22 protein-coding genes are annotated in these 24,685 nt (G+C 69.1%); 12 read left to right on the top strand and 10 right to left on the bottom strand.

The annotated features are described in order from the left end of the window. Positions 1 to 391: 391 nt before the first annotated feature. Together RS83_RS07365 and RS83_RS07360 are read right to left on the bottom strand one after the other, a co-directional pair. The gene (locus tag RS83_RS07365; protein ID WP_045278898.1) at positions 392 to 2,110 is read right to left on the bottom strand and encodes an amidase; all 1,719 of its coding nucleotides are present in this window, start codon (positions 2,108 to 2,110) and stop codon (positions 392 to 394) included. Next, positions 2,107 to 3,138, bottom strand: a complete 1,032-nt coding sequence (locus tag RS83_RS07360; RefSeq protein ID WP_045278856.1) for an agmatine deiminase family protein — start codon at positions 3,136 to 3,138, stop codon at positions 2,107 to 2,109. The genes RS83_RS07365 and RS83_RS07360 overlap by 4 nt, the downstream gene beginning before the upstream one ends. Before the next feature lie 65 nt (positions 3,139 to 3,203). Here RS83_RS07360 and RS83_RS07355 point away from each other — a divergent pair, with 65 nt between their 5' ends. Continuing rightward, positions 3,204 to 3,836, top strand: a complete 633-nt coding sequence (locus RS83_RS07355; RefSeq protein WP_045278855.1) for a TetR/AcrR family transcriptional regulator — start codon at positions 3,204 to 3,206, stop codon at positions 3,834 to 3,836. A gap of 10 nt (positions 3,837 to 3,846) precedes the next feature. Then, the gene (locus RS83_RS07350) at positions 3,847 to 5,220 is read left to right on the top strand and encodes a pyridoxal phosphate-dependent decarboxylase family protein (RefSeq protein ID WP_045278854.1); all 1,374 of its coding nucleotides are present in this window, start codon (positions 3,847 to 3,849) and stop codon (positions 5,218 to 5,220) included. Positions 5,221 to 5,234: 14 nt separating this feature from the next. Here RS83_RS07350 and RS83_RS07345 read toward each other — a convergent pair whose 3' ends face one another. After that, positions 5,235 to 5,936: a hypothetical protein gene (locus RS83_RS07345; protein WP_045278897.1), complete on the bottom strand. Its 702-nt coding sequence runs from the start codon at positions 5,934 to 5,936 to the stop codon at positions 5,235 to 5,237. Positions 5,937 to 6,121: 185 nt separating this feature from the next. After that, positions 6,122 to 7,177: an alpha/beta hydrolase gene (locus RS83_RS07340; protein ID WP_045278853.1), complete on the bottom strand. Its 1,056-nt coding sequence runs from the start codon at positions 7,175 to 7,177 to the stop codon at positions 6,122 to 6,124. Positions 7,178 to 7,286: 109 nt separating this feature from the next. Here RS83_RS07340 and RS83_RS07335 point away from each other — a divergent pair, with 109 nt between their 5' ends. Both RS83_RS07335 and RS83_RS07330 read left to right on the top strand, forming a co-directional pair. Beyond that, a complete protein-coding gene (locus tag RS83_RS07335) occupies positions 7,287 to 7,958 on the top strand; it encodes a TetR/AcrR family transcriptional regulator (protein ID WP_082071566.1) in 672 nt (223 codons plus the stop codon). Beyond that, on the top strand, positions 7,959 to 9,650 hold the full coding sequence (locus tag RS83_RS07330; RefSeq protein ID WP_045278852.1) for an MDR family MFS transporter: 1,692 nt from the start codon (positions 7,959 to 7,961) through the stop codon (positions 9,648 to 9,650). It abuts the gene before it with no gap. A gap of 63 nt (positions 9,651 to 9,713) precedes the next feature. Here RS83_RS07330 and RS83_RS07325 read toward each other — a convergent pair whose 3' ends face one another. Further along, the gene (locus tag RS83_RS07325) at positions 9,714 to 10,238 is read right to left on the bottom strand and encodes a TetR/AcrR family transcriptional regulator (RefSeq protein WP_045278851.1); all 525 of its coding nucleotides are present in this window, start codon (positions 10,236 to 10,238) and stop codon (positions 9,714 to 9,716) included. Positions 10,239 to 10,318: 80 nt separating this feature from the next. Here RS83_RS07325 and RS83_RS07320 point away from each other — a divergent pair, with 80 nt between their 5' ends. Next, entirely contained in the window at positions 10,319 to 11,029 is a 711-nt protein-coding gene (locus tag RS83_RS07320; protein WP_045278850.1) for an MBL fold metallo-hydrolase, read from the top strand. Between the two features lie 17 nt (positions 11,030 to 11,046). Here RS83_RS07320 and RS83_RS07315 read toward each other — a convergent pair whose 3' ends face one another. The 3 genes from RS83_RS07315 to RS83_RS07305 all read right to left on the bottom strand — a co-directional run bounded on the left by RS83_RS07315 (position 11,047) and on the right by RS83_RS07305 (position 14,574). Then, positions 11,047 to 11,577, bottom strand: a complete 531-nt coding sequence (locus RS83_RS07315) for a cysteine hydrolase family protein (RefSeq protein WP_045278849.1) — start codon at positions 11,575 to 11,577, stop codon at positions 11,047 to 11,049. Between the two features lie 158 nt (positions 11,578 to 11,735). After that, a complete protein-coding gene (locus tag RS83_RS07310) occupies positions 11,736 to 13,178 on the bottom strand; it encodes a purine-cytosine permease family protein (RefSeq protein ID WP_045278848.1) in 1,443 nt (480 codons plus the stop codon). A 103-nt stretch (positions 13,179 to 13,281) separates the two neighbouring features. Next, positions 13,282 to 14,574, bottom strand: a complete 1,293-nt coding sequence (locus tag RS83_RS07305; protein ID WP_045278847.1) for a M18 family aminopeptidase — start codon at positions 14,572 to 14,574, stop codon at positions 13,282 to 13,284. A gap of 267 nt (positions 14,575 to 14,841) precedes the next feature. On the opposite strand from RS83_RS07305, the gene RS83_RS07300 reads away from it, so the two are divergent. After that, on the top strand, positions 14,842 to 15,708 hold the full coding sequence (locus tag RS83_RS07300; RefSeq protein ID WP_045278846.1) for an EamA family transporter: 867 nt from the start codon (positions 14,842 to 14,844) through the stop codon (positions 15,706 to 15,708). A gap of 98 nt (positions 15,709 to 15,806) precedes the next feature. Beyond that, positions 15,807 to 17,375, top strand: a complete 1,569-nt coding sequence (locus RS83_RS07295; RefSeq protein ID WP_045278845.1) for an HNH endonuclease signature motif containing protein — start codon at positions 15,807 to 15,809, stop codon at positions 17,373 to 17,375. A gap of 26 nt (positions 17,376 to 17,401) precedes the next feature. On the opposite strand, the gene RS83_RS07290 is transcribed toward RS83_RS07295, so the two are convergent. Further along, entirely contained in the window at positions 17,402 to 17,893 is a 492-nt protein-coding gene (locus RS83_RS07290; RefSeq protein ID WP_045278844.1) for a YfbM family protein, read from the bottom strand. A 74-nt stretch (positions 17,894 to 17,967) separates the two neighbouring features. Then, complete coding sequence (locus RS83_RS07285; RefSeq protein WP_045278843.1) at positions 17,968 to 18,711, bottom strand: GntR family transcriptional regulator; 744 nt, start codon at positions 18,709 to 18,711, stop codon at positions 17,968 to 17,970. Positions 18,712 to 18,881: 170 nt separating this feature from the next. On the opposite strand from RS83_RS07285, the gene RS83_RS07280 reads away from it, so the two are divergent. The 5 genes from RS83_RS07280 to RS83_RS07260 all read left to right on the top strand — a co-directional run bounded on the left by RS83_RS07280 (position 18,882) and on the right by RS83_RS07260 (position 24,683). Beyond that, on the top strand, positions 18,882 to 19,814 hold the full coding sequence (locus tag RS83_RS07280) for a phosphate/phosphite/phosphonate ABC transporter substrate-binding protein (protein ID WP_045278842.1): 933 nt from the start codon (positions 18,882 to 18,884) through the stop codon (positions 19,812 to 19,814). Between the two features lie 237 nt (positions 19,815 to 20,051). Next, positions 20,052 to 20,882 carry a phosphonate ABC transporter ATP-binding protein gene (phnC, locus tag RS83_RS07275; RefSeq protein WP_045278841.1) on the top strand — a complete coding sequence of 277 codons (831 nt, stop codon included), beginning with the start codon at positions 20,052 to 20,054 and terminating at the stop codon, positions 20,880 to 20,882. A 227-nt stretch (positions 20,883 to 21,109) separates the two neighbouring features. Further along, positions 21,110 to 22,777, top strand: a complete 1,668-nt coding sequence (gene phnE / locus RS83_RS07270; protein WP_045278840.1) for a phosphonate ABC transporter, permease protein PhnE — start codon at positions 21,110 to 21,112, stop codon at positions 22,775 to 22,777. Continuing rightward, complete coding sequence (locus RS83_RS07265) at positions 22,774 to 23,949, top strand: TIGR03364 family FAD-dependent oxidoreductase (protein ID WP_045278839.1); 1,176 nt, start codon at positions 22,774 to 22,776, stop codon at positions 23,947 to 23,949. The genes phnE and RS83_RS07265 overlap by 4 nt, the downstream gene beginning before the upstream one ends. Next, a complete protein-coding gene (locus RS83_RS07260) occupies positions 23,946 to 24,683 on the top strand; it encodes an HAD family hydrolase (RefSeq protein WP_045278838.1) in 738 nt (245 codons plus the stop codon). Before RS83_RS07265 ends, RS83_RS07260 begins: the two co-directional genes overlap by 4 nt. Positions 24,684 to 24,685 lie beyond the last annotated feature (2 nt).

Below are 24,685 nucleotides of genomic sequence, written 5' to 3'. Positions count from 1 at the left end.
CCCTGCGCGGCGGGGTGCGGCGGGGCTTGGGGTGCATCGGGTGCGGGGGTGTCGCATGTGGTCGCATCAGGAGCCGTGATGCGGCCATCTGTGACACCTCCGCAGAGGCAGGTGCCGCGAATGGTCGCCTCGTTGGGAAGGATGCGGCCATCTGTGACACCTCTGGCCCTTCGACAGGCTCAGGGACCCAAGGGGTGGGGGTGGATTGGCCTTCGACAGGCTCAGGGACCCAGGGCGTGGGGGTGGCTTGGTTGGCCCTTCGACAAGCTCAGAGACCCATGGGTGGGGTGGCTTGGTTGTCCCTTCGACGGGCTCAGGGACCCATGGTGGGGGTGGCTTGGTTGTCCCTTCGACAGGCTCGGGGACCCGGGGGATTCAGGGGCCCCAGGGGCTATGCCAGCGGAGGGGTGCGCGGGGGAGGAGTGCGGCGTTCGCCGGGGGCGCCGGCCGCCTCGAATGCGGCGGCGAGCCGGAGCAGCGCCGTGTCGTCATATGCGCGCCCGGCGAAGGTGAGCCCGATCGGCATCTCGATGTCACTCATCGTCCCCATCGGGACCGTCACGGTCGGGATGCCGAGGTGCCGCACGGCGAGGTTGCCGTTCGCGATCCACACACCGTTCCGCCAGCCGAGGTCAGCCGATGCCTCGTGCACGTCCATGTCGGCCGGGCCGACGTCGGCCACCGCGGGGAACACGACCGCGTCGAGCCCGAGCCCGTCCATCCACTCCTCGAGGTCTCGTCGCCGGGTCTCCTCCAGGCCGCGCAGCCCATCAGCCAGCTCGGGCATCTCGGTGAAGGAGGCGTCCGGATGCGTGCGCACCCAGTCCGGGTACTCCGCGATGTCGTCATCGAACCCGGTGTAGCGGTCGGGGAGTGCTCCGTCCGGATGCGGGAAGATCGCGAGGCCGTCGACCTCGGCCAGCGTCGACAGGGCCGGGTCGCCGTTCGCCTGCAGGAAGTCCTCCCACGCCCATGCCGACAGGTCGACGATCTCGCGGTGCAGGTACTCGGGCGACGCGAGTCCTCGGTTCGCGATCGTCGGCGCGCCTGGGCGGTCGCCCTCGTAGTTGGAGACCACAGGGAAGTCGACCTCCACGACGGTCGCGCCGGCTGCTTCGAGGTCGCGTCGTGCCGACTCCCAGCGTTCCATGATCGATGCTCGCGTCTCGATCCGCTGCCCGGTCGGGCCGCCGATCCCAGGGGTCGGGGCGGCCCCGGCATCCGGATCGGCGTTGATGTACATCCTGGGGATGCCGATGCGGGCGCCGTCGAGGGACGCATCCGCTGCCAGCGCCCGGTACGACTCCGGCCGCACTGACGAGGAGCGCGGCAGCGACACCCACGGCTGCGCGCGCCAGAAGTCGCCGCGGGTCTCGGCGTCGTCTGCGACGATCACGTCGAGCACCTCGAGCAGGTCGGCCATGGAACGGGTGTGCGGCACGACCACGTCCATCGTCGGCACGAGCGGCCAGTTGCCCCGCACCGAGATCACGCCGCGGGAGGGTGTGTAGGCGCAGAGCGCGTTGTTCGTGGCGGGGCCCCGGCCGCTCGACCAGGTCTCCTCGCCGAGACCGAAGGCAGCGAAACTCGCCGCAGTCGCGGTGCCGGAGCCGTTCGAGGAGCCGGACGCGAAGGGCGCGGTGAGGAAGTCGCCGTTGTACGGGCTCTCGGCGCGGCCGTAGACCCCGCGCTGCATGCCGCCGTTCGCCATCGGCGGCATGTTCGTCAGCCCGAGGCAGATCGCTCCGCCCGCGCGCAGCCGCTCGATCGTGAACGCGTCGCGCTGCGCGACGAGGTCGGCGAACGCTGGGCTGCCGGCTGCGGCGGTGAGCCCGCGCACGAGGTAGCTGTCCTTCGCGGTGTACGGGATGCCGTCGAGGGCACCGAGTGTCTCGCCGTTGGCACGTCGGGCATCGGATGCAGCGGCCTCCGCCTCCGCCTCGGGATTCGCGACGACGACTGCGTTGAGCGCGGTCGCGGTGTCCGGCGCGTCGAAGGCTGCGATGCGCGCCCGATACGCGGCGACCAACTCGACCGCGGTCGTCTCGCCACGCTCGAGTGCGCTGCGCAGCTCGGCGATCGATGCCTCCGCGACCTCGAAGGCGGTCATGCGACGGCCGGCTGCTGCTGCGTGATGCAATGGATGCCGCCGCCGCGGTCGAAGAGCGGACGGGCGTCGACCGTGACCACCCGGCGCCCGGGATACGCGGCCGCGAGGATCTCGCGCGCCGCGGCATCCGCCCGCTCCTCGCCGAAGCCGCACGCGACGACGCCGTCGTTTGTGACGAGGTGGTTGACGTAGCTCCAGTCGACGAAGCCCTCGGCATCGCGCAGCGTCGCTGGGGCGGGCAGCGCGAGCACCTCGAGGCGGCGGCCGGCGGCATCCGTCTGCTGTTCCAGATGCGCGCGAAGGTCGCGCGTGACCGCGTGGTCGGGGTGCTCCGGGTCCTGCTGCTCGTGCAGCAGCAGTGTGCCGGGCGAGGTGAAGGTCGCGACGATGTCGACGTGCCCGTTCGTGCCGAAATCGTCGTAGTCGCGGGTGAGTCCGCGGGGGAGCCACACCGCTTTCGTCGCGCCGATCGTTCGCGCCATCTCGGCTTCGACGCGCTGTCGGTCGGCGAAGGGATTGCGCCGAGGGTCGAGCTGCACGGTCTCGGTCAGGAGCACGGTGCCCTCGCCATCGACGTGGATGCCTCCGCCCTCGTTCACGAGCACGGAGCTGACGAGCTCGGCGCCGACGGCGCCTGCCACGACGCGCGCATGCTCCGCGGCCTTCTGCCACTCTGCCCAGTCGGGCGCGCCCCAGCCGTTGAAGATCCAGTCGACGGCGCCGAGCACTCCCGGTCGCTCGTCGTCGACCACGAAGGTGGGTCCGGAGTCGCGCATCCAGAACTCGTCGACCGGCGCTTCGACGATCTCGATCCCGCCGCCCAGCATCCGCCTGGCGCGAGCGACCTCGCTCGGATCGACGACCATCGTGACCGGCTCGAACTCGGCGACCGCGTGTGCCACGGCCGTCCAGGTGGCGTAGCCCTCTTCGCGCTCGGCGTCGGTCTCGCCCAGCGTCTGGCCCTCGGCGGGGAACGCCATCCAGGTGCGCTCGTGACGTGCTGTCTCTGCGGGCATTCGCCAGGCCATCGTGGTCTCCTCGCAACGGATCCGGTTATTGAACATGCGATCAACAGGTGCTACGGTAGCCCGTGATGAACACGACGTCAAGAGTCCCGAGCCCCCGGCGCATGTCGCCAGAGCAGCGCGACCGATCGATCCTCGACGGGGCGATCGGCCTCGCCCGCGAGAGCGGTCTGGAGAGCCTGACGGTCCGCGCGGTCGCCCAGCGAGTGGGCGTGACGCCGGCGTTGATCGCGCACTACCGCCCGGTGATGGACGCATTCCTCGGCGACGTGTTCGGCGAGATCGTGGGCGCCGAGCGCGTCGAGGTGATGGCCGACTTCGACCCCGACCTCGGCGTGCGCGACAACCTCTTGCACATGGTCGAGACACTGCTCGACGGCGACCGCGACGACGTCACGCTCGTGTGGGTGCAGGCCTGGGCGCTCGGCGTGCGCAACGAGACGCTCGCAGCACGCGTGCGCACCGAGATGGACCTGTGGCAGAGCGCGATCGAGCAGCGCCTCGCCGCGGCCGTCGCCACCGGGGAGCTCGCGGCATCCCGCACCGACACCGCCGCCTGGCTGCTGCTCGCGATGGTCGACGGCATGAACGCTCACTCGCTCGTGAAGTGGGCCCCGCACGACCGCGCCGACCTCGCGCGCCGCGCGCTCTCGGTCGCGCTCGACCACGCAGACGATTCACTCACCCCTCCGAGAACCTAAGGAACGCATCATGGATGCTGTGCGCATGCACGCGGCCTCTGCCGAGTCGACCGCGATCATCGACGCCGTGCTCGACTACTCGCGGCGACGGATGCTGGCCGCCGACGTGCCGCTCGACAAACCGCAGACCGAGGCGGAGCTGAACCGGCTCATCGGCGCCACCATCACGGATGCCGGACTCGGGGCGAACCGGGCGCTCAGTCTGTTCGAGCACGTGCTCGCCCCGGCCTGTCTGACGACGAGCCATCCGCTCTACCTGTCGTTCATCCCGACCGCGCCCACCATGGCGGCGATCGCGTTCGACCTGGTCGTGTCGGCATCCGGTCTCTACGGCGGCAGCTGGCTCGAGGGCGCCGGGGCCGTGCATGCCGAGAACGAGGTGCTGTCGTTCCTCGCCGCCGAGTTCGGGCTCCCGGAGACCGCCGGCGGTGTGTTCGTGCAGGGCGGCACGATCGGCAACCTCTCGGCGCTGGTCGCCGCCCGTGAGGCCGCGAAGGCGCGACTGCTCGAGGCCGGGAAGGAGTTGCCGCGGCGGTGGAAGATCGTCTGCAGTGTCGAGGCGCACTCCTCGAACAAGTCGGCAGCGCGGGTGATGGATGCCGACGTGCTGCTCGTGCCGGCGGGCGACGACGGTGTGCTGCGAGCGGATGCCGTGCGCGCGGCGCTCGCCGAGCATGGTGACGAGATCTGCGCTGTGGTCGCGACCGGCGGCTCGACGAACTTCGGGATCGTCGACGACATCGCAGGCATCGCCGCGCTGAAGGACGAGTTCGACTTCTGGCTGCACATCGATGGCGCGTACGGTCTGACCGCCATGCTGGCGCCGGAGGCGAGGCACATCTTCGCCGGTGTCGAACGCGCCGACTCGGTCATCGTCGACCCGCACAAGTGGCTGTTCGCTCCGTTCGACTGCTGCGCCCTGATCTACCGCGACCCCGAGAACGGGCGTCGCGCGCACACGCAGCATGCCGAGTATCTCGACATCCTCACCGACGTCGACGAGTTCAGCCCCTCGGACTACTCGATCCAGCTCACGCGGCGCCCGCGCGGCCTGCCGATGTGGTTCTCGCTCGCGACGTACGGCGTCACTGCGTACCGCGATGCGGTCAGCGCCACGATCGCCCTGACCGCGCGTATCGCCGACGAGATCGCCCGCCGCCCCGAGCTGCGTCTCGTGCGCGACCCGCAGCTGTCGGTGGTCGTGTTCGAGCGCGACGGCTGGGAGCGTGCCGACTACGATCGCTGGTCGGCCGCACTGCTCGACACGCAGCACGCCTTCGTGGTGCCGAGCTCGCACCAGGGCCGTCCGAACACGCGCTTCGCCATCCTGAACCCGCTCACCACCTTCGAAGACCTCGTCGGCATCCTCGACACGATGAAGTAGGCGGGGCGTCCGGCTCAGGGCGATCTGACAGTCTCGGCGGGTCGGGGATCAGCATGCCCCCAGCGCATGATCACGGGGCTGGTGACGTCCGCGTAGTCCACCAGGATGGTTGCCGAGTCGCGCGGGCGGCATTCGTCGAGGTAGATGCGCTGGCCGCCGACATACCGCGCATTCTCAGGGGAGTCTGGGTCCGGCGGCGACCCGTCGCGTCGACTCATCCGGCGCGCTGACTCGTGGAATGGCACATCGAGGTACACCGTGAGATCCCAGATGTCTCGAAGCTCGGGTCGGTGCAGGAAGATTCCGTCGACGACGAGCACGGCCTGACGAGGAACGTCGTGGCGAGGTGCCCGCAGAACGGCATCCGTGTCGACATCATGGGTTGCTGCGAGGTAGGTGCCTGATCCGGCGCGGAACGGCTCAGTCAACTCTCGGTGGAAGGCGACGTAGTCGTACGAGTCGAGCCAGAATCCCTCGGGTGATGAACGGCCTCGCTGATATCGCCGGTCCCGAGTGTGGTGAAACCCGTCAATGGAGACCCGCACGGCGGCCCGCGTCTTGCGAAGTTGCTCGACGAGTCGCTCAGCCAGAATCGTCTTGCCTGCGCCATCCACGCCGTCGATGCCGACGATCACGTTCGCGGCGCCTGGACCGTCGGGCGGCAGGAACCCGGCGAGTCGCTCGACCAGGCTCGAATTCGTCAGTGGCTGCGTCATCATCGTCTCCCTCTCGGCAGCGAGCCTGCCAGGCGCGGGTGCGACGGTTCTGCAGGCTCGCGCGACGTGCAGGGAGAAGTGCGGGTTGCAGGAGTATCCGCCCCGATTCTCCCTGCAGGTCGCACATCTTCCTGCACGTCGCGCGAGCACAGAGTACGCCAGGCAGACCGACTGAACGGGTGCCGTCAGCGCGTGGTGTGCGCGTTCAGGAACTCGATCGTCTGCTGCAGCGCGGTCTGCGCATCCGGCAGGTCGAGGTGGAACTGGTATTCGTGCGGCAGCTGCGGCTCGTGCGGCGCCGGCCAGAACTGGGTGGTCACGTCGACGCCGAGTTCATCGAGGCGCTGCGCCATCGGGATCGACTGCAACCAGGTGAGGCCGTCGCCGTTGCCACCCGAGATGTACGTCGTCGGGAAGTCCTTCGTGATCCAGTCGACCGTCGACATCGTGGCGCCGGTCGAGTCCTCGGCCCAGGTCTTGGTGCCCGAGTACGCCCACATCGCCGACTTGAAGCCCCAGCCGGCGATGCCGTCGAGCCTGGCGAGGGCGGCGAGGTCGTACACGCCGCAATTCAGCACGGTGGCGACGAGCTGATCGGCGGTGATCGCGGGCGCGATGTCCATGATCTCGGCGTAGTCGGTGCTCGTGATGAGCGTCGCCATCTGGCTGGCCAACTGCGCGCCGGCCGAGTCTCCCGCGAGCACGATCTGGTTCGGGTCGACGCCCAGCTCCTCGGCGTGCGCGTCGATGTACGCGAGTGCGTCATTGAGCTGATGCACGGCGAGCGGATACACGCCCTCCGGTCCGATCGTGTAGTTCACGGCAATGGTCGTGTACCCCTCGGCGGCGAGGATGCGCAGGTACGGGTCGACGTTCTCCTTCGCTCCCGAGATCCAGGCGCCGCCGTGGATCCAGACGACGGTCGGCAGCGGGCCGGTGGCGGATGCCGGAGCGAAGACGTCCATCGTGGTGTCGGCGCCCGCATCGCCGTATGCGACGTCGAGCTGCTCGGTGAGCTCGGTGTCGGGGACGTGTTTCTCCATCTCGGCGGCGGTCTCATCGCCGCCCTTCGTGAACACGGCGCGGATCAGCATCGCCGACGGCCATGGGGTGAGCGACCCGATGATCGCGACCACGGCCGCGATGGCGACCACGATTCCGACGGCGATCTTCGTGCGTCGCCACGGTCGACGGGCCTTCTTCGGGTGCTCGGACCCTTCGGCGTGCGCGCTGCTGCTCAATGGAACCCCTCCCTGCGCATCAGTGTGCCAGTATTCCGGCCGCGCGCACGAGCAGAGGACGAAGGGGCATATATTGCACTTCAGGCGATAGAGTGCAAGAATGCACTCTATGAACGACAGTGCAGGTTCACTGCGGGACATCCGCAAGCGCGAGACGATCCGCTCACTCACCGATATCGCGCGACGGCTGACGATCGAGCACGGCTTCTCGGGCTTCACCGTCGAAGACCTCTGCGCCGAGGCCGGGATCTCGCGCCGCACCTTCTTCAACTATTTCGAGAGCAAGGAGAACGCGGTCTTCGGCTTCACCGAGATCGATCCGCGCCTGCTCGAACTCGATGAGGAGTTCGTGGCGATGGAGGGCGATCTGCTCGACGACTTCGTCGCGCTCATGCTCCGCCGGTGGGCCCTGATCGATCCGCTGTCGGATGCTCCGGCGCTGATGTCGGTGATCGAGAACGAACCGCGGCTGCTCCGAGGCGCCTTCGATCGCCTGGCCGAGACCGAGCGGCGAGACGTCGCGCTCATCGTCCGTCGCGAGGGGGAGGACGAAGCGCTGCGCGCCGAGGTCGTCGTGCACGTGACAGGCGCCCTGGTGCGCATGTGCGTCGACCAGCTCCTCCACCACCACTCCACCGAGTCCATCGAAGACCTCATCGTGCGGCGCCTCGACGTCGCGCGAGCAGCCTTCGCGGCAGCATCCGCCGCCTCATCCGTTCCAGCATCCGCACCGAGATCCCCTCAGCGCTCCGCGCCGACCTCCGCCCCGAAAGAAGACTGAATGTCCGCCACCGCAACCAAGGATGCGCCGTTCCTGCTCACCAAGCGCCGCATCTGGATCATCTTCAGCGCCCTGATCGCCGGGATGCTGCTCTCCAGCCTCGACCAGACGATCGTCTCGACCGCCATGCCGACCATCGTCGGCGAGCTCGGCGGCGTCGACCACCAGGTCTGGATCACCACCGCCTACCTGCTCGCGACCACGATCGTCATGCCGATCTACGGCAAGTTCGGTGATGTGCTCGGGCGTCGCAACCTGTTCCTCATCGCGATCGCGCTCTTCACGCTCGCCTCGGTCGGCTGCGCCTTCGCTGGCGACTTCTGGATGTTCGTCGTCTTCCGCGCCCTGCAGGGACTCGGCGGTGGCGGTCTGATGATCCTCTCGCAGGCGATCATCGCCGACATCGTGCCGGCCAACGAGCGCGGCAAGTACATGGGTCCGCTCGGTGCGGTCTTCGGCCTCTCCGCCGTCGCCGGCCCGTTGCTCGGCGGATTCTTCGTCGACCACCTGACCTGGCAGTGGGCGTTCTACATCAACATCCCGGTCGGCATCGCGGCGTTCATCATCGCGCTCGTCGCCCTGAAGCTGCCGAGCAAGAAGGCCCAGAAGCCGATCGACATCTTCGGCGTGATCTTCCTCTCGATCGCCACGACCTGCCTCATCTTCTTCACCGACTTCGGTGGCGACAAGGAGTTCGGCTGGGCGTCGATGGCCACCTGGGCGTGGGGTGCCGGCCTGGTCGTCGCCGCCACCGCCTTCGTGATCACCGAGTCGCGTGTACAGGACCCGATCATCCCGCTGAGCCTGTTCCGCAACCCGATCTTCATCAACGCGACGGCGATCGGACTCGTGCTCGGCATCGGGATGTTCGCTGCGATCGGCTTCGTGCCCACCTTCCTGCAGATGTCGTCGGGCACCTCGGCCGCCGAGTCCGGCCTGCTGATGATCCCGATGATGGTGGGCCTGATCGGCACGTCGATCTTCTCGGGCATCGCGATCTCGAAGACCGGGAAGTACAAGATCTACCCGATCGTCGGCACGATCCTCACCGGCATCGCGATGGTCTCGATGACCACGCTCTCGGCCGAGACGCCCATCTGGTTGATCTGCGTCTTCCTGTTCGTGTTCGGCGCCGGCCTCGGCCTGATCATGCAGGTCGTCGTGCTGGTGGTGCAGAACGCGGTCCCGTCGAACGAGATCGGCACCGCGACGAGCACGAACAACTACTTCCGCGAGGTCGGTGCATCGCTCGGCACTGCGGTGTTCGGCACGCTCTTCACGACGCGTCTGACCGAGAACCTCGTGGGGGTGTTCGCGGGCGCCGGAGCATCCGCCGATGACGCAGCCCAGTCGGCCGCGACGATCGACCCGGCCACGCTCAACGCCCTCCCCGACGAGGTGCGCGACGGCATCGTGACGGCATATGCGGATGCGCTGGCCCCCGTGTTCTGGTACCTCGTGCCGTTCATCGGCCTGGCGCTCGTGCTCTCGCTGTTCCTGAAGCAGATCCCGCTCTCCGACCAGGCGGGTCTCGTGGCCCGCGGCGAGGCGATCTCGGGTGAAGAGGCGGAGCGCCTCGAGGCCGAGCAGCGGTCGGGTTCGGGCGCTGGCTCGACGCTGACGGCCACACGGCCGGATGCGGCGACCGAGCGGAGCGACCACGACGGCGGCCCCGAACGGACGGATCGCTGACGGCATCCGTCTCCGCTGACGCCTTCGGCTCCGCTCACTCCGGTGGGCGGGGCCGAAGCCGTCTCAGCCTGCGAGCCCTGCGATGAGCCGCCGCAGGCCGTAGTCGAATGCGCGGTCGACGTCGCCGCCGAGCCGGAAGGCGCCGGACAGCTCCATCTGCAGGAACCCCGTCGCCCACGCGGTGAAGAGACGGGCGGCGTCGAGGGCGTCGTCCTCGCCGACGACGGCGGTGGCCGCGCGGATGAGCGGTGCGGCTGAGCGCTGCAGTGCGTCGTGCGGAGCGGCAGCGCTGAACATGAGGCGGAACGCCTCCGGATGCTGCTGCGCGAAGCCGCGGTACGCCCGGGCGATCTCGGTGATGTCGGCATCCGTGGCATCGAGGCGAGCGGTCAGTTCGTCGATCGCGGACTCGGCGATCGCGGTGAGCAGGGCATCGCGGTCGCGAACGCGCTTGTAGAGCGAGGGCGCACGCACGCCCACCTTCGTGGCGACGGCCTGCATCGTGACGCTCGCTGGTCCGTTGGCGTCGAGGATCTCGCGGCCGGCGGCGATGATCGCATCGAGCGAGGTGCGGTCGGGTGTCGGCATGACGTCTCCTTGATAGCTATTGACAATAGCCATGATAGCTACGTAACGTAGCCATCGCAATCATCCTGAGAGGATCCGTCATGAAGCTCGCACCGCACCTGCACCGTCTCGGCAACGACATCGTCGCCTCGTACCTCATCGATCTCCCCGAGGGCGTCACCCTGATCGACGCCGGGTTGCCCGGCCACTGGAACGACCTCACCCGCGAGCTCGCCGAGCTCGGGCGCCCGATGTCCGACATCCGCGGGGTGGTGCTGACGCACGGCGACGGCGACCACATCGGGTTCGCCGAACGCCTGCGCCGAGAGGCGGGGGTGCCGGTGTTCATCCACGCCGCCGATGCCCACCGGGTCCGCACCGGAGAGAAGCCGAAGACGCCGATGGGGCCCGCGCGGCTCGGGCCGACGCTCGGGTTCTTCGCCTACAGCATCCGCAAGAACGCACTGCGTACGCCGCACGTGTCCGAGGTGACCGAGGTCGCCGACGGGGACGTGCTGGATCTGCCGGGCGCACCCGTCGTGATCGGGATGCCCGGACACTCGCCGGGGAGCATCGCGGTGCACGTGCCGGCCGCGGATGCCGTGTTCGTCGGTGATGCGCTCACGACTCGTCACGTGCTCACCGGGCGGACAGGCGCTCAGCCCGCACCGTTCACCGACGAGCCTGCCGACGCCCTGGCATCCCTCGATCGGCTGGCCGAGGTCTCCGCGTCATGGGTGCTGCCGGGGCATGGGGCGCCGTGGCACGGAACGCCAGCCGATATCGCGGCCGCGGTGCGCGCAGCGGGCTGACGAACGCGGGGGATGGCTCAACGCCCGGCGAGTACCGCAGCCGTGTCGGTGACCGTGATCTGCGGCGGGTACAGCCCCATCACGTGCAGGGCGGCTGCGTGGTTCTCGGCGCTCGACCCCGCGCAGGCATCGGCGGCGATGGTGACGTGTGCGCCGGCGTCTGCTGCGGCCAGCGCCGTGGAGATCACGCAGCAGTCGGTCGAGACACCGGCCAGCACGACGTGCGCGCCATGCCCGACGATCGCCTCGATCTCGGAGCCCCACTTGCCGAAGGTCGGCAGATCGAGGGTCGGATGCTGCGACAGCGCGACCGCATCGGGAACCAGGTCGAACAGCGCATCAGTGGGAGGCTGGTCCGCGAACGGCCATGCGGCGAAGTACTCGCCCCACGAGGTGGAGCGGTCGGCCGTCGGCATCCACCTGGTCACGAGCACGCGCTCGCCGAAGCTCTCGGCGAGTGCGGTGATGCGCGGCATGGCTTCCGCGAAGAACGGTGATCCCCACGCGGAGTCGGGCGAGGCGAAGATCGCCTGCGGGTCGATCACCACGAGCCACCCCGCCCCCTGGGTCGAAGGGCCCGCCTCTTGGGTCCCTGAGCTTGTCGAAGGGCCCGCCCCGGCCCCTTGGGTCGAAGGGCCCGACCCTTGGGTCCCTGAGCCCGTCGAAGGGTCCGACCCTTGGGTCCCTGAGCCTGTCGAAGGGCCGGTCACACCTGCTCCTGCCGCCGGATCTTCCCGGCCCGCGCGACGTACGTCACGATGAACGACAGCACGAGTGCGAAGAAGACGCCGAGGTTCGCATACGCCCACTCGCCGTCCTTGCCGCCGATCAGGAACAGCAGGTAGCCCTGCCAGTTGTTCCACGGGGCGTCCGCGGCGAAGTTGTTGACGACGAGACCCCACCCGATCACGCTGGTGACGACCATGGTGCCGATCGAGGTCCAGTCCCAGGCGCCGTATCGGCCCCGACTGTCGAAGAGGGCTTCCTCGTCGTAGTCCTTCTTCCGGCGCAGGATGTCGGCGATCAGGATCCCTGCCCACGAGGCGAGCGGCACGCCGAGGGTGATCAGGAAGCTCTGGAAGGGTCCGAGGAAGTCGGTCGCGAAGAACACGACGAAGATCGTGCCGATCGTGAGGATGACGCCGTCGATCGCGGCCGCCGACGGGCGGGGGATGCGGATGCCGAGGCTCAGCAGGGTGAGCCCCGAGGAGTAGATGCCCAGCACGGCGCCCGAGACGAGCGCGAGCACGGCAGTCAGCAGGAACGGCACGAGCACCCAGACCGGCAGGATCGAGGCGAGTGCACCGATCGGATCGGCGGCGATCGCGTTCATGAGGTCGTCGTTCGAGCCACCGAGCAGCAGGCCGAACACCACGAGGATCACGGGGGCGACCGAGCCGCCGATGGTGTTCCAGGCGACGATCGCTCCGTCGGATGCGGTGCGCTTCTGGTACCGCGACCAGTCGGCTGCGATGTTGATCCAGCCGAGCCCGAAGCCGGTCATCACCATGACGAGGGCGCCGATCACCTGGCCGATGCCGCCGTCGGGGCGCGCCAGGACTGCTGCGAGGTCGATCTGCGGTGCCGCGAGGATGATGTAGAGCACGGTCACGGCGCCGGTGATCCAGGTCAGCACCGACTGCATCCGCATGATCGTGTGATACCCGAGCACGGATGCTGCGACGATCAGCGCCGCGACGATCATGGTGGCGATGATCTTCACCACGACGCTGTCGCCGTCGCCGCCGAGCTGCGTGATCACGGTCGCGGTCGCGAGCACGGCGAGGATCGCGAGGAAGGTCTCCCAGCCGATCGACGTCAGCCACGAGACGATGCCGGGCACCTTCTGCCCCTGCACGCCGAACGCCGCACGCGACAGCACCATGGTGGGTGCCGAGCCGCGCTTGCCGGCGATCGCGATGAGCCCGCAGAGCAGGAACGACACCACGATGCCGATGATCGACACCACCGTCGCCTGCCAGAACGAGATGCCGAAGCCGAGCACGAACGACCCGTACGACATGCCGAACACCGAGACGTTCGCGGCGAACCACGGCCAGAAGAGGTCGCGCGGCTTCGCGGTGCGCTCGGATTCGGGGATGATCTCGATGCCCGCACGCTCGATGAGAGCCGGCTTGATGTCCGTCATGAGCAATATCTTGGCACTGCGCGGGGTGGCCGGAGCGCGTGAGAGGTCAGAACACGCCGCTGATCCCGGCCGGGCGGCGGCGTGTTCTGACCTCTCGCCGGCGTCAGGCGGTGAAGAACGACTCCGCTGTCCTGGCGAGGTCGTACAGGTCTGAGACGCCGGCGAGCTCGCGGGCGGAGTGCATCGACAGGATCGGGATGCCGACATCGACCGTGCGGATGCCGAGGCGCGTCGCGGTGATCGGGCCGATCGTCGAGCCGCAGGGCACCGCGTTGTTCGACACGAACTCCTGCGCGTTCACGCCGACGCGGTCGCACCAGGTGCGCCAGGCTGCGGTGCCGACGGCATCCGTCGCATAGCGCTGGTTGGCGTTGATCTTGAGGATCGGCCCCGACCCGAGCACCGGCTGCACGACCGGGTCGTGCTTCGCAGCGTAGTTCGGGTGCACCGAGTGTCCGACGTCGCTCGACAGGCACCACGACGAGGCGTAGGCCTGCCGGCGTGCCGATGCGTCGGCGCCCAGCCCGGCGTACATCCGCTCGAGCACGTCTTCGAGGAACGGGCCGGCCGCGCCCGAGCGCGACCCCGACCCGAGTTCCTCGTGGTCGAAGGCGGCGAGCACCGCGATCGGAGCCTTCGTGCGGGGCGTCCGATCGGCGATCTCGACCATCGCGACCACGCCGGCATGCACCGACGCGAGATCGTCGAGGCGGCCGGACGCGAAGAAGGCGTCGTCCTTGCCGAACACGGCGCCCCTGGCGGAGTCGGCGATCACGACGTCGTAGCCGCGGATATCGGATGCCGAGACGTCTGCCGAGGACGCGAGCTCGGCGAGGATGTCGGCCTGCGTCGGGTCGCCGAGGCCCCAGACGGGCTGCGTCTCGTTCTGCTTGTCGAGGGAGAGGCCGTTGTTGACCCCGCGGTCGAGGTGGATCGCGAGCTGCGGCAGGCGGAGCAGGGGGCCGGTGTCGGCGAGCACGACGCGGCCGTCGGCGAGAGCGAGGCGGCCGGACAGCCGCAATTCACGGTCGAGCCAGGAGTTCAACAGCGGACCGCCGTAGACCTCGACGGCTGCCTGCAGCCAGCCTCGCGAACCGGTCGTCGGCTGCGGCTTGAGCTTGAAGCCGGGGGAGTCCGTGTGCGCGCCGAAGATGTGCGACGGCGTGGTGGCCGCGGCATCCGTCGGCACGACCCAGGCGATCGTCGCTCCGTCGCGGACGACGACGAATCGTCCACCGGCCTGCGCGGGCCAGGCCTCCTCCTCCTGCAGTCGGGTGAAGCCGGCCGCTTCGAGACGGCGGGCGACCTCGGCTGCGGCGTGGTAACTCGATGGTGAGGCGGCGACGAAGTCGGCGAGGTTCTCTGCGTGGGCGAGGGCGACCGGGGTGACTGGCATGGGTGCCTTCCTGGAGTTCGGGCGTGCTTCGAGCGTAGTCGCGGAGGCTGTGCGATCCGTGCCGAGCGGCGCGCGCCGAGGGCGTTTGCCTCGCGTTCACATCCCGGGGGTATGGTGATCCCGATAGCGCCTAGGGTTCCGGGGTTCGCGCCCGACTGGTCCGAGCGGCGCCACGGTTCTCCTCCGCAGGGGAGCCGTCATCTGACAGGACAAAAGCCCGGAGGACCCTGTTCGTCGCGCCCCGCGTCGGATGGAAGGGTCTGCACCGTGTCTCCTCTCGCCTTCGTCCTCGTGTTCGGTGCCGCGCTGTCGCACGCGGCGTGGAACATCGTCGCCCACGGCATCAGCAGGGCGGGGGCCGCGTTCCTCTGGTGGGGAGCCGTCGCGAGCACGGTCGTCTGGATCGGCGCGGTGCCCTTGACCGGCGGACTCGGCACGGACGACCTCGGGTCATTCGCTCTGGGCGTCTCGGTGTCGGCGGTGCTGCACGTGGCGTACATGGCTGTGCTGCAGCGCGGCTACCGCGAGGGCAACCTCTCGACCGTCTACGCGACCGCCCGCGGGACCGGGCCGTTCCTCTCGGTGATCGTCGCCGTGCTGATCCTGGGGGAGCGGCCCTCGGGGGTCGCGCTGATCGGCGTCGCCGCGGTGATCGCCGGGGTGGTCGCGATCGGTCTGGTCGACCGTGGTCGGGGCGACGGCACGAGGCGCGGTCTCGACCTCGGCCTCGTGTTCGGTCTGCTCACCGGCGTCGCGATCGCGACCTACACGATCTGGGATGCGCACGTCGTGCGCACCTGGGAGCTGTCGCCCGTCGCCTTCATGGTGGGGACGACGCTGCTGCAGGTGCCGTTCTACTCGATCGCGGTGCGACAGCGATGGGATGCCGTGTGGGCGCTGGGTCGAACGCAGTGGCGGCGGATCGTCGTGTTCGGGGTGCTGTCTCCGCTGTCGTACATCCTGGTGCTGACCGCGATCCAGATCGCTCCGGTCGCGCTCGTCGCGCCGCTGCGAGAGGTGAGCGTCGTGCTCGTGAGCCTCTTCGGCGTCGTCGTGCTGCGCGAGTCCCGGCCGGGGTGGCGGATTGCGGCGTCGCTGGTCGTGGTCGGTGGGATCGTGCTGCTGGCTGTGTGAGGTGGGTATCAACTGTTCGCTGATCGTATTCCGGAATATCGGTTTGGTCTGGGGTTTTCAGGGTCTGAATGTCGGTGGCCCCGGGTTGAATCGGAGGTATGAACAGCACTGAGGAAGCCTTGGAGCGGGTCGTCGCCGACCTGGATCTGGTGCTGTCCGAGGCTGCGTTCGGCCTCCTGTCGGATGACGCGAAGATGCGCGTGTTGCGGCTCGCTGGTGCGGCGCAGCGGCGGGTGGACGCGGTGGTCGTTGAGACGGTCGCATCGGTGCCCGCTCGCCCTTCGGGATCGGGCGATCTGGCGTTCTGTGGGCTGTTCGGATGTCGGACGATGAGCGAGTTGTTGCAGCGGGTGTTGCGGGTGGACGCGTCTGGGGCTGGGCGGGTGGTGAAGGCCGCGTCGTCGGTGTTCCGGGAGGTGGACCTCTCATCGGGCGGATGGCAGGCAGCCAGGTGGCCGCGCCTGCGGGAGGCGTTGCTGGACGGGACGATCGGGGTGTCGGGGTTGTTGGCGGCGGTGGGCCCGGTGGATGCCGCGCAACGGCGGGTGAGTGAGCAGTTGCGGTGGCGGGCGGATGCCCAGCTCGCGGCACTTGCACGGGGGATGGTCGCAGTGGATGACGGGGAAGATGTCGCGGACCCGGATGCTGCGGTTGGCGACGCTGATGTCGCGGGCGATCCGGGTGCTGCGGGGGGTGGGCCGCCGGCGACGCCGGAAGACCTGCGGGCGTATGCCCGGGTGATCATGGCGTACCTCGACCCCGACGGGGCAGAGCCCGCGGAAGAGCTCGCGATGCGTGGGCGGGGGATCCGGTTCGGGCGTGCCAAGCACGGCCTGGTCCCGATCCACGGTGACCTGCTCCCGGAGACCGCGGGGGCGTTGCAGCGGCAGTTCGACGCGTACTTGAACCCGAAAGTCGACGGGCCACCGGTGCCCGGGGTGCGGTTCGTGCCATCCGGCGACACCGCCGATGCCACCACAGCGGGTGCGGGTGCTGGTGCCGACAGTGGCGGGTATGTGCGAGGCAGTGACGAGCGGCGTGATGATGACGTGTTGCCGTCGGGGGATCCGGGCGGGATGGTCGACACCCGCACCCGGCCACAGAAGCAGCATGATGCGTTCGCGGCGATCCTCGGCATCGCCGCCCGTCACGATGAGACGCCGAAACTGGGTGGTGCGGCGCCGACATTGCTCGTGTCCGTCACCGCGGACGACTATGCGACCGGCCGCGGATGGGCGTATGTCGACGGCATCGACACCCCCGTCTCCGTCGCGACCGCCCGGCACACCGCCTGCGGGGGGACGGTGCAGCGGGTGCTGTTCGACCCCGAAGGACGCATCATCGGCATCGGGACCACCGACCGCATCTTCACCACCCACCAACGGCGGGCGATCGCTCTCCGTGACAAGGAATGCTTGATCCCCGGGTGCCACGTGCGCGCGTCGTGGTGCGAGATCCACCACGTGCACGAACACGCCAGAGGCGGACCCACCCATACGGACAATGGTGTCGCGTTGTGTTGGCATCATCACCGCACCCTCGACACGAGCGGGTGGGAGATCCGTATGGGCAACGGGACACCCCAGGTTCGCGGACCGGCCTGGTGGGACCCCGCCCGACGATGGCGCACCCCACAACCCGCCCTCACCCACGCACTCACCGGCTGAACCCCGATGGTCGGAGTTGCGCGGTGCTAGAAGATGCTGATCACGAGGTGCTTGCCCTCGTCGACTGCGCGACGGTGCACGCCGTCCAAGGCATCCCAGGCCGCGGCCAGCTCGGCACGCAGCACCGCGGGGTCGTCGCGCCAGATGTTCGGGTAGATGCCGGCATCCGAGAAGGCCGTGAAGTCCGCCGCAGCGATCACAGCATCCCGATCCAGCGCATCGAGCGCCTCGATGATCGGGAGCAGCTCATCGTTCTCGGTGCATCCGACGAAGTCGTCGCCGCCGAACACGTGCACGCCGACGATCGATTCGCTCAGCGGGTCGTCATCCAGAGGAGACGCCGCAGGTGCGCCGGCGAGCAGGAAGTGCAGCCCGTCCCACATCTTGTCGAGGTACACGGTCGGCGCCCCACCGGACTCGAGATCCTCGAGCGTCGACACCAGCACCTCCGGCGCGAGCGACACGAGTCGGTCGAGCGTCAGCTCATCCACGAGCGTGTACGCCGCACGCATGCCCATCAGCAGACCCCCCGGAGTGCATTGTCGATCGATTCGATTTTAGGCGCACGACTCCGCACGCTCGAATCCGGCCGTCACGTGCCGACCGCTCGCATGTAATGTCCATCGGTCGAGATGCCGGATGCCGCCACCGTGAACCGCACGACCTCACTGAGGTAGCGGTCCTCCGAAGCCTCGAAGATCACGCCGTCCGCGTCGCGCGATGTGCGACTCAGCCGCAGGATCGGCGTGCCCTGCGGCACACGCAGCAGGGCGGCATCCTGCTCATCCGCGGCAACCGCGTCGATCACGTGCTGCAGGCCGACGATCGGATGCCCCTGCGAACCCAGGTACTCCGTGATCGACACCGCATCGAGATCGACCTCGAACAGTCGCCGTCCGACGGCCTCGGTGTAGAAGAGCCGCTCGAGCATGGTCGGACGCCCGTCGAGCAGCCGGAGCCGCACCACGCTGACGATCGTGTCGTCAGGCCCGACGCCGAGTGCCGCGCCATGATCGCCGGCCCGCCGCAGGCTCAACTCCTGCGTCTGCGCCCCCGGGGTCACGCCGATGTCGCGCGCCCAGCGCGTGAACGGCACCGACACATCGACCGCCTGACTCGCCTTGCGGGCGACGACGCGCGCCGGCCTGCCGCGACTGGTCTCGATCAGACCCTCGGCGCGAAGCGCAGCCAGGGCGTTGCGGATCGGTCCGCGAGAGGTCTGCCAGCGCGCGGCCAGTTCCGCTTCCGTCGGCACGTCGTCGCCCGGACGCAGCGCCCCGTCCGCGATCTCGCGCCGCAGGTCGTCGGCGATCTGAGTGTAGACAGCTTCGGTCACATAGGTACATTACTTGATCAGCTCGGGCTGCGGGCTCGCATTCGCGCAGCGTTCATCCAAGGAAATGCTTGGTGAACGCGCCCTGAACTCTTCCGAGTTAGGTATATTTCTCGGCCTTCCGCCTGAGAGAGTCTTCCGTGGATCGCCCCTCCCACCTCTGAAAGGTCCTCATGAAGCTTCGTGCTCTGCCCGCCCTCGCGGGTGTCGCGCTCCTCGCCCTCGGCCTCGCCGCCTGTTCCGGCGCAGCCGATGCCACCAGCACCCCCGGCTCCGACGAGTCGTCGTCGGCAGCCGGCGGCTTCGCGGTCGACGAGAACACGCTCGTCTTCGGCGTCGTGCCGGACTCGGTCGACACCGAGACCAACTACCAGCCGCTCATGGACTACATCGCCGAGATCACCGGCAAGACCGTCGAGTACCACGAGTCCACCGACTACGCGGCCCTCATCGAGGCAGCCGTCGCCGGCAAGGTCGACGTCGCCTCGTTCTCCGGCTTCACCTACGTGACCGCGACCAACAACGGCGCGAAGCTCACCCCCATCTCCTCGATCGTCACCGACGAAGGCCAGGAACCCGGCTACTTCTCGCAGGCGATCGTGCCCAAGGACAGCGACATTTCCAGCATCGAGGACTTCAAGGGCAAGAAGGTCTGCTTCGTGGATCCGTCCTCCACCTCCGGCTACCTCTTCCCGTCGTACAACCTGCTCGAGGCCGGCATCGACCCGAAGACCGACATCACCCCCGTGTTCGCGGGCAAGCACGACGTGAGCGTGCAGAAGGTCGGCGAAGGCGTCGAGTGCGAGGTCGGCTTCGCCGAGGACTCCGAGGTCGAGAAGTCGGATGCCGTGAAGGTCATCGACGAGACGATGGTCCCCGGTGCTCCGCTGGTGTACTCATCGACGCTTCCCGACGACGTCTCGAAGAAGCTGATCGACGGCCTCGCCGAGATCACGATCGACGACATCATCGCCGCCGGTATCGACGGCGCCGACACCGACGCGTTCCGCAGCGTCTTCTATGCCACGAAGCCGGTCGACGACGCCTACTACGACGTCATCCGCGACATCTGCAAGGAGACCGAAGCGGAGCAGTGCAAGGCCTGACGGCCTGAGCACCACCGCTTCACCCGGCACTTCGACAGGCTCAGTGACCCAGACCTGGGTCCCGCACTCGGGTCCCTGATCCGCACCTGGGTCCCTGAGCCGCCCTTGGGTCCCTGAGCCTGTCGAATGGCCCCCGGTTCCGCCCTTGGGTCCCTGAGCCTGTCGAAGGGCCCCCGGGTCCCTGAGCCTGTCGAAGGGCCCCCGATTCCGCACTCCACCACCCCGTAGGAGCCCGACATGACCACGCCAGCCCCTGACGCCCTCGTCCGCCTGAGCGGAGTGACGAAGACCTTCGGCTCCACGACCGCCCTCGACGACGTCTCGCTCGAGGTGTCACGCGGCGAGATCGTCGTGCTGCTCGGACTCTCCGGGTCGGGCAAATCGACCCTGCTGCGTCACCTCGACGGCCTGGAGCTCCCCACCTCGGGCGAGGTCGAGGTGCTCGGCTCCCCGGTGCCGGCCCTGCGCGGACGCGCACTGCGTTCGCTGCGCAGCCGCGTCGGGTTCATCTTCCAGCAGTTCGAGCTCGTGCCATCGCTCACGGTGCTCGAGAACGTGCTCACCGGCTCGCTGTCCCGAGTGCGGGGCCCGCGCCTCGGCCTCTGGGGCTACTCGAGGTCCGCGAAGCTGCAGGCGCTCGAACACCTCGACCGCGTCGGCCTGCTCGACCGGGCCTACCAGCGCAGCGACACGCTCTCGGGCGGACAGCAGCAGCGCGTCGCGATCGCCCGCGCGCTCATGCAGAAGCCCGACATCCTGCTCGCCGACGAGCCGGTCGCCTCACTCGACCCGGAGTCCAGCGACCAGGTCATGGCTCTCATCCGCGAGATCGCGGCCGACGAGGGGCTGACGGTCGTGTGCAGCCTGCACCAGGTCGACCTCGCGATCTCGTGGGCCGACCGCATCGTCGGCCTCCGCCACGGCGCGGTCGTGCTCGACACCCCGACCGGCGACCTCACCAAGGCCGAAGTCATGGAGATCTACGGCCGCGTCGCCACCACCACCGCCGAGATCACGGCGGTCGCGATGGAGTTGGCGGATGCGTCGACGCAGGTGCACGCCTCATGACGGTCATCGGCGGCGCTTCGACAGGCTCAGCGACCCAGGGGAGTGGCGCTTCGACCCAGGGTGGTGGCGCTTCGACAGGCTCAGCGACCCAAGGGGGTGGCTCAGCGACCCAGGGGGGTGGCTCAGCGACCCAGGGTGGTGGCTCGGCGACCCAAGGGGGTGGCTCAGCGACCCAAGGGGGTGGCTCAGCGACCCACGGGGGTGGCTCGGCGACCCAGAGGGGTCGGGTGCCGAAGCGTCCGATCTCGCCCGAGCGCATCGCGGCAGCCCTCACCCTCGTCGCACTGGTCGTGCTCGGCATCCTCGCCGTCGGCGAAGTCGGCATCTCGATCCCCGCGATGGTGCAGAGCTGGGGCAACGCCGAGAACTTCATGGTCCGCGTCGGCGGGCTCTCGTTCCCCGAGCCCGGCGACCTGCTGTGGCTGATCGCCCTGACCGTCGGCCTCGTGCTGGTGGGCACCCTGCTCGCCGCCGTGCTCTCGGTGCCGATCGCCTATCTCGCCGCCTCCAACACCGCACCGGGCAACGGCTGGCGCGCGGCGGCACGGTTCATCGGCGTGCTCACCCGCGCCCTCCCTGACGTCGTGCTCGCGATGGCCTTCGTGCTGATGTTCTCGCTCGGCACGCTCCCCGGCATCCTGGCGATCGGCATCCACTCGATCGGCATGATCTCGAAGATGTTCGCCGACGCCATCGAGCAGATCGACGAAGGTCCTCGCCTCGCGATCCGCGCAGCCGGCGGCTCGAAGATGCAGGAGTTCAGCGCCGGCATCCTGCCGCAGGTGCTGCCCAGTTGGGTCGCGACCGTGCTGCACCGCAATGACATCAACCTGCGAGGCAGCGTCGTGCTCGGCTACGTCGGCGTCGCCGGCCTCGGCCTCGAGATGTCGTACGCCTTCAAGGCGCTGAACTACGGCAAGGGTCTCGGCATCGCGCTCGTCATCTTCGTCCTGTGCGTCGTCATGGAGATCGTGTCGAGCCTGGTGCGTGGTGCGATGCTCGGCCAGGAACGGCAGACGCGGTCGTGGATGGACCGCATCGTGCACCCGCGACTGCGGGCGAAGCGCGACGCCGCAACGGACCGTGTGGCCTGGGCCGCGAGTCCGCAGTCCGCAGTGCGCCGCCCGTGGACCGCCCAGCGCGTCCGGAACACCACGGCCGGCGGCATCGCCGTGCTCGTCGTGCTCGGCAGCGTCGTGGTGAGCGACATCAACTGGATGGACTTCGTCACGTTCTGGGCCAAGCTCCCGGAGACCGCGGCGAAGTTCTGGCCGCCCTCCTTCGGCAACTACGACGCCTCGGCGATGTTCACCGCCATGCGCGACACGGTCGCGATCGCGCTCGCCGCGACCGTGCTGACCCTGCTGCCGTCGTTGGTGCTCGGCTCGCTCGCCGCGAGCAACGTCGCACCGAGCAGGGGAGCCCGCGGCATCGCCCGGTTCCTGCTCGTCGGCATCCGTGGCATCCCCGAGCTGATCCTCGCGATCGTGCTCGTCGTGATCACCGGTCTCGGACCGCAGGCGGGCGTCATCGCACTCGCGATCGGCGGCATCGGACTCCTCGGCAAGCTCATCGCCGACTCCTTCGAAGAAGTCGACCGCGGGCCCGAGCGTGCGCTCCGCGCCGTCGGCGCCACTCGGCTGCAGACCTACGCCTCGGCGACGGTGCCGCAGGGGATGCAGGCGCTGATCGGGCACAGCTTCTACATGCTCGACACGAACATCCGTGCGGCGACGATCCTCGGCATCGTCGGCGGTGGCGGCGTCGGCTACTACCTGCTCAACGCCAGCCAGGGGTCGCGCTACGAGACGGTCACCGCGATCGTGCTGATGATCCTGGTCACGGTCCTGGTGGTCGAGGGCCTCGCGATGTGGATGCGGAAGGTGTTCCGATGAACCCTGCACCGGACGCACGCGCCGCCACGGCTGATGTCGTCGTGGTCGGCTCCGGCATCGTCGGACTCGGCGCGGCCTATGCGGCGGTGCGCCGCGGACTCCGCGTGATCGTGGTCGACCGCACGGACGGGCCGAGCGGCGCGACGATCCGCAACTTCGGCCACCTCTGCATCGGTGCGCAGACCGGCGAGGCCCGCCGCTACGCCGACCTCTCCCGCGAGCTCTGGCTGCGGCTCTCCGCCGATGCCGGGTTCTGGCTGCGCGAATCGGGCACGCTCGTCGCGGCACGGCACGACGATGAGCTCGCCGTGCTCGAGGCTGCCTCGCTCCACGAGGACCCCCGCGGCGGCATCCGGATGCTGGATGCAGACGAGCTGCTGCGCCTCGCCCCGCTGCGGCGCGAGGGCATCGTCGGCGGCGCGCACATCGCGACCGACCTGCAGACAGATCCGCGTGCCGCCGCCGGAGCGATCGTCACTCACCTCGCGGCGCTCGGCGTCGAATTCCGGTTCCGCACCGCGGTCACCGCGCTCGCCGCAGGCCGGGTCGACACCACGCGCGGTGCGATCTCGACCGAGCACACGGTCGTCGCCGTGAACCACGACATCGACCAGCTGCTGCCCGAGATCGCCGAGCGCCGCGGCATCCAACGCTGCGCGCTCGACATGATACGTGCCGCGGTGAGCCTGCGGCATTCGCTGCCTGCCCCGCTGCTGACCGGCTGGTCGCTGGTGCGCTACGGCCGCTTCGCCGATGCGCCCGAGACGGCGCAGCCGACCGCGCGTCTGCGCGAGCGCCTGCATGCCGAGCGGCCGGACCTCGCGGCCCTCGACCTCAACCAGATGTACACGCAGCTGCCGGACGGCTCGCTCATCATCGGCGACTCGCACGCGACAGCGACGACGACGTCGCCGTTCCAGCCCGAGGCGGCGTTCAGCGCCTTCCTCGCCGAGGCGGAGGCGCTGTTCGACATGCCGGCTCCGCGCGTGCTGGAGCGGTGGCAGGGCGTCTACGCGAAGGGCTCCACGGAGTTCCTCGTCGAACGGGGTGACGACGGGGCGCTGGTGCTCGCCGCGACCACCGGCATCGGAATGACCACGGGTCTGGGGCTCGCAGAAGAGAATCTCACCGCCGCCTTCGGGTGGGCACCCGCACTGGAAGGAACATCATGACCACTCCGCTCGACCTCGCCCCGATCGAACTCGTCGTGCTCGACATGGCCGGAACCAGTGTGCTCGACGACGGTGTCGTGGAGCAGGCGTTCCAGCGTGCAGCAGCACGCACCGGCGTCGCGGATCGGATGCCGTGGGACGAGGCGCTCGACCACGTGCGCGTCACCATGGGGCAGTCGAAGATCGACGTCTTCACGCACCTCGCCGGCGGCGATGTCGCAGCGGCCACCAGGGCGACCGCCGCGTTCGAAGACGCGTACGCCGAGATCGTCGCCGAGCAGGGGGTCGCCGAGATCCCCGGTGCGGCCGACGCGATCCAGGGGTTGAAGGATGCCGGTCTCACGGTCGCCCTGACCACCGGGTTCGCTCCGGTCACCCGGGACGCGCTCATCGACGGGCTCGGCTGGCACGACCTGGTCGACCTCGTCCTCTCTCCGGTGGATGCCGGACGCGGTCGCCCCGCCCCCGACCTGGTGCTGACGGCGTTGCTGCGCACGCGGACCTCGTCGGTCGGTGCAGTCGCGGTCGCCGGTGACACCACGAGCGACGTCGAATCCGGTCGCCGCGCCGGTGCAGGCTTCGTCGCCGGCGTGCTCACGGGTGCACACGATCGTGCCGCGTTGACCGCAGCCGGTGCGGACGCCGTGCTCAGCGACATCACGGGTCTCCGGTCCGCCCTCGCCGAGCGCGGACTGCTCGGCACCGTGGTGGCCGGCGCCGCCGCGACCGCCTGAAC

Source organism: Microbacterium oxydans, assembly GCF_000956525.1.
GTDB lineage: Bacteria > Actinomycetota > Actinomycetes > Actinomycetales > Microbacteriaceae > Microbacterium > Microbacterium oxydans_A.
Note: the sequence above shows the minus strand (reverse complement) of the source record. Positions and strands in the feature narration are given on the sequence as shown.